Here is a 4,430-nt window from a genome sequence, read left to right as displayed (position 1 = left end):
AGCCGGGCCTGCAGGTCGAGGCCGCTGGCGCCGGGAAGCTGCAGGTCGATGATCGCGCAGCCGGGCTCCGTACCGCTGGTCCGGGAGAGGAACGCCTCGGCGCTCTCGTGGGTCTCGCAGGCGTGACCGGCCGCCGCCAGCAGCCGCTTCAGCGCCCGCCGCACGGCCGGGTCGTCATCGACCAGATGGATGATCGGGGGCGGCTCGGGTCCGGTCATAGCGGCGGCAGGGCGAGAACGACGCGGGCACCATTGTCGGCCGTTTCGTCGAACTCAAGCGTTCCGCCATGCGCCTGGACGATGGTCCGGCAGATCGAGAGGCCGAGGCCGAGCCCGGTGGTCTTGGTGGTCGCGAACGGCCGGAACGGATCGGCCGCGACCGCTTCGGACAGGCCGGGACCCTGGTCGTGCACCGACAGTTCGCGCCAGCCGTCGTCCCGCAGCATCGTCGCTATCGTCACCCGCCGCGTCTGGGTCGGCTGCTCCGCCATCGCGTCCGCCGCGCTCAGCAAGAGATTGAGCAGCACCTGCTTCAATTGCGGGCGGCTGGCGCGCACCGGCATCTCCACGCGGGCCAGCCTTTGCTCGACCGTGACCTCCCTCATCAGCAGCTCGCTCCGGATCAGCCGGACGGTCGCATCGACCGTGCGGTTGAGATCCAAGATCGCGAAGTCGGTCTCGCCCTTCGACATCAGCCGCCTGAGCTCGACGATGATTACGGCCGCCCGTCGGTCGTCCTCGGCGATGTCGGCGAGGATCGCCGCGATCTCCTCGAGATCGACCGGCTCGCGCGCGATCAGCTGCGACCCGGTCTCGGCGTTGGCGAGGATCGAGGTCAGCGGCTGGTTCAGCTCATGCGCCAGCGCCCCCGACAGCTCGCCGAGCTGGGCGATACGCGAGACATGCGCGAGTTCGGCGCGGCGTGCGGCGACCTCGCGCTGTGCCGATCGACGGGGGCGATCCTGGATCACCAGAGCGGCGATGGTGGCGGACTGGAGAAGGATGACGGCGACCGCGAGGAGTATCTGCAGCCGATACCGTTCCCAGGCGGAGGGATTGTAGACCTCCAGCACGGCGTTCGCCGGCAGCAGGTCGCGGTCGAGCCCGAAGCGCTGCAGCTGGCGCCAGTCCACGACCGGCCGTGCCGGCACCTCGCGCATCGGCGCGACCTCGACGTCGCCCTCGACCAGCCGCAGCGCCTGCTCGGCCATCGCCGCGCCTACGTCGCGGAAGCGCTGCACCTCGCCGCCGACCACGCAGCCCCCGATGAAGGTGTCGTAGACCGCCCAGGAGGGAGCCCTCGAGCGTTCGGCGATCAGCTGCGCGGCATTGAGCGGCGTAAACTGCAGCCCGGCCGCGTCCTCGTAGATCGTGAGGATGATCAGGATCGTGTCCCGGCCAAGCCCGGCCGCGACCTCCTGGAACCCCTCGAGGGTCAGGCCCGAGACGAAGTCGATCGCCATCGAGGACGCCATGACTGCGCACGGCAGCACGGTCTTCCACATGACGCCCGGGCCGGTCGACGCCCGTGACTTCCGCAACTGGTGGTCGTGGGTGACCGGCGCCTGCTGGCGCCGCCCCGAAGGCCCGGAAAGCTCGATCAAGGGCCTAAAGGATCACCCGGTCGTCCACGTCGCCTTCGAGGACGCCGAAGCCTACGCCGCCTGGGCCGGCAAGTCGCTGCCCACCGAAGCCGAATGGGAGTACGCCGCCCGCGGCGGCCTCGACGGCGCCGAGTTCGCTTGGGGAGACGAGCTCGCCCCGCGCGGCCCGGCACGTCGCCAACACCTGGCAGGGCGCCTTCCCGTGGCAGAACCTTGCCGAGGACCGCCACGCCGGGACCTGCCCGGTGAGGTCCTTCCCGCCGAACGGCTACGGCCTCCACGAGGTCTGCGGCAACGTCTGGGAATGGACCACCGACTGGTTCGCCGCCGGCCACGCGGCGGCGAACCCGGACAAGCCCAGCTGCTGCGCCGCCGACAACCCGCGCGGTCCCGGCCGCGAGGGCAGCTACGATCCCGCCGAGCCCGAGATCCTGATCCCGCGCCGCTACCGGCCAGCGGCGCGCCACGCCCAGATGGTCGACACCGGCATGAGCCACATCGGCTTCCGCTGTGTCCGGCGGGCCTGACGGGGTTCCCAAATCCCGGCGGCGGAGAAAGAGGCGAGGTGGGCAGTGGGCTCGGCTTCCGCTCACCACCGTACCAGCAGGAGGTACCCTGAAAGCTCATCGTCGCTCTCTTGCCATTGGAATGCGGCTCAGGCGGACCTCTCCATTTGACGCGCGCCATCCGCTGCCTGCCAGTGGTCCATGTGATCGGCCATGGCCTTGCCGAAGGCAGCCCGGGCGGTGGCGCGCCACATAGCTGGTCAGCGCCGGATGGTCGGTCAACTCACCCTCGGCTTCGATGACGCGCAGCGTGTCGACCATGATGATGTCGGCCGCGCTGAAATCGCCGACGATCCAGTCGCGATCCGCCATCAGCCGCTCCAGCGCGTCCAGCCTGGCGATCACGGTCCGACGGGCGTATTCGACGGCCTCGGGCGGCGACGGCGGGCCGAAGATCTCGGGCCAGCGTCCGGCCAGCACCATACCTATCCACCCGCTGCTGGCGATCTCGACGGTGTTGAGCGCGGCGATCAGCCATTGCGTCACCTCGGCGCGGCGACCCTCCGGCAGCAGCGGGGTGCCCTCAGTCAGATGCAGCACGATCGCGCCGCTTTCGAACAGCGTCAGGTCGCCGTCCCGGATCGCGGGCACCTGCCCGAAGGGCTGGATGGCGCGGTGTTCGTCGCTTTTCGGGTCCGAGGGAACCGTGGCGACCTTGTAGGGGCGCAAGATCTCCTCGAGCGTCCACCGCACGCGCAGATCGCGCACGAAGCCGCAGGGAAAGTCTGGCACCCAGCCGAGGGTGTAGAGGACGACGCTCATCGGCCCTTGTCCGAATCGAAGACGGGCTCGAACCCGCCCCACATCATTCGCTTCCCGTCGAAGGGCATCTCGGGGAACTCCTGCCCCTCCATGCCGGCCTCCATCGCCTTGGCGGCGGCGTCGCAGGTGGCCTTGTCGGGCCATGCGGTCCAGCTGAACAGCGGAACCTCGCCGTCCTCGGCCTTGCTGGCGCGATAGAAGTCGGTCTGCTTGCCGCGCGGCACGTCCACGCCCCAGGCCTCGACGATCCCGAGACAGCCATTGGGCTGGAACGCATCCTCCCACGCCTCGCCGGCCATCTTGACGTGGGCGGCCTTGTTCTTCTCGGGCACGGCCAGCGCGAAGCCCTGGAAGCATCCCGCACCCTGGTCGGTCCCGCCCTCGAAGACCGGCTCGAACCCGCCGAAGATCATGCGGCTGCCGTCGAAGGGCATGTCCATTCCCGTCATGGCCGGATCGCCCTGCATCTTCTGCCAGGCGGCATCGGTGGTGGCCTTGTCCGGCCATTCGAGCCAGGCAAAGACGACGACCTCGCCCTCCTTGGCGTTCACTGCCCCGTAGAGATCGTTGACCTTGCCCTTGGGGACATCGACGCCCCAGGTCTCGACCATGCGGGTGGCGCCGTGGTTCCGGAACAGCGGCCAGACGGCGTTCACGTGGTCGACGTATTTCTGCCTGTTCGCGGCCGGGACCGCGGCGATGGAGCCGGTGAAATAGGTCATCTTCATGTCTCCTCTCGACAGGGCGAAAGTGCCTTCGATTCGAGCATGCCGCTTGCAGTAGTAAAAAACAACTGATAGTCTTGATGTGTGACCAAGCCCGGCGAAACCTCGCGCATCCGCTATGACGAAGGCTGTCTCGGCGCGCATGCGCTCAACCTGATCGGCGACCGTTGGGCGCTGCTCGTGGTGCGTGAGCTGATGTTCGCGCCCAAGCGCTTCCAGATGCTGCGCGCCGGCATGCCGGGCATAACCGCGAGCGTCCTCAACGGGCGGCTGGCGCAGCTGCGGGACGCCGGGGTAGTGCTGCATGACGAGCGTCTGGGCATCTATTCCCTGACCGATGCGGGGCGCGGCCTGCTGCCGGTGCTGGAGGCGCTGTGCCGCTGGGCGCTGACCGTGCCGGGGCACGATCCGTCGCGCTTCATCAGCCCCTCGGCGCTGATGATCTCGATGGGCGTTAACCTGATGCGCGACCGGGCGCGCGGGCGCGCGGCGCTGGCGGGGTTCGACTTCGGAAGGGAGGCGTTCGAGATGCGGCTGACGAGTGGCCGCCTGTCGACCACCGCGGTTGCGCGACCCGATGCGCCCTTCGTCCTGACGGGAAGCGGCAATGCGATGGCGGCGGCCGTCTACGGCACGGCCCCGCTGCCGCTGCTGATCGCCAAAGGCTTTATCGGGGTCGAGGGGGATGTCTCAGCCGCACAAGCCTTCGTCGACCTGTTTAGGGTCTGTCCCTATAAAGGGGATTCCGCTTTTTAGTGGTTTCTGATTCAACCT

At 68.6% G+C, this 4,430-nt stretch carries 5 protein-coding genes and 1 pseudogene; 2 read left to right on the top strand and 4 right to left on the bottom strand.

Going from position 1 to position 4,430, the window contains the following annotated elements; all coding sequences use genetic code 11:
• Together Q0112_RS18325 and Q0112_RS18320 are read right to left on the bottom strand one after the other, a co-directional pair.
• Positions 1-218 (bottom strand): response regulator (locus Q0112_RS18325; protein WP_297977491.1); only part of this gene is annotated, 218 nt, incomplete at its 3' end.
• Entirely contained in the window at positions 215-1,603 is a 1,389-nt protein-coding gene (locus Q0112_RS18320; protein ID WP_297977490.1) for an ATP-binding protein, read from the bottom strand. The genes Q0112_RS18320 and Q0112_RS18325, both read right to left, overlap by 4 nt.
• Here Q0112_RS18320 and Q0112_RS18310 point away from each other — a divergent pair.
• A pseudogene (locus Q0112_RS18310) lies at positions 1,503-2,130 on the top strand (SUMF1/EgtB/PvdO family nonheme iron enzyme). The gene Q0112_RS18320 and the pseudogene Q0112_RS18310 overlap by 101 nt on opposite strands.
• Before the next feature lie 96 nt (positions 2,131-2,226).
• Here Q0112_RS18310 and Q0112_RS18305 read toward each other — a convergent pair.
• The gene (locus tag Q0112_RS18305; protein ID WP_297977489.1) at positions 2,227-2,931 is read right to left on the bottom strand and encodes a glutathione S-transferase family protein; all 705 of its coding nucleotides are present in this window, start codon (positions 2,929-2,931) and stop codon (positions 2,227-2,229) included.
• On the bottom strand, positions 2,928-3,659 hold the full coding sequence (locus Q0112_RS18300; protein WP_297977488.1) for a DUF1428 domain-containing protein: 732 nt from the start codon (positions 3,657-3,659) through the stop codon (positions 2,928-2,930). The genes Q0112_RS18305 and Q0112_RS18300 overlap by 4 nt, the downstream gene beginning before the upstream one ends.
• 81 nt (positions 3,660-3,740) lie before the next feature.
• Between Q0112_RS18300 and Q0112_RS18295 the strand changes: the two genes are divergently transcribed.
• Positions 3,741-4,412, top strand: coding sequence for a helix-turn-helix domain-containing protein (locus tag Q0112_RS18295; RefSeq protein WP_297977487.1), 672 nt, complete (start codon positions 3,741-3,743; stop codon positions 4,410-4,412).
• Positions 4,413-4,430: the final 18 nt, after the last annotated feature.

The organism is uncultured Amaricoccus sp. (genome assembly GCF_937858865.1).
Taxonomy (GTDB): Bacteria; Pseudomonadota; Alphaproteobacteria; order Rhodobacterales; family Rhodobacteraceae; genus Amaricoccus.
This window is presented reverse-complemented; position numbering and strand designations above follow the sequence as displayed.

Bases quoted from the DNA above. Each gene is read 5' to 3' on its own strand.
- Q0112_RS18300 (WP_297977488.1), bottom strand. From the start codon at position 3,659: ATGAAGATGACCTATTTCACCGGCTCCATCGCCGCGGTCCCGGCCGCG.
- Q0112_RS18305 (WP_297977489.1), bottom strand. From the start codon at position 2,931: ATGAGCGTCGTCCTCTACACCCTCGGCTGGGTGCCAGACTTTCCCTGC.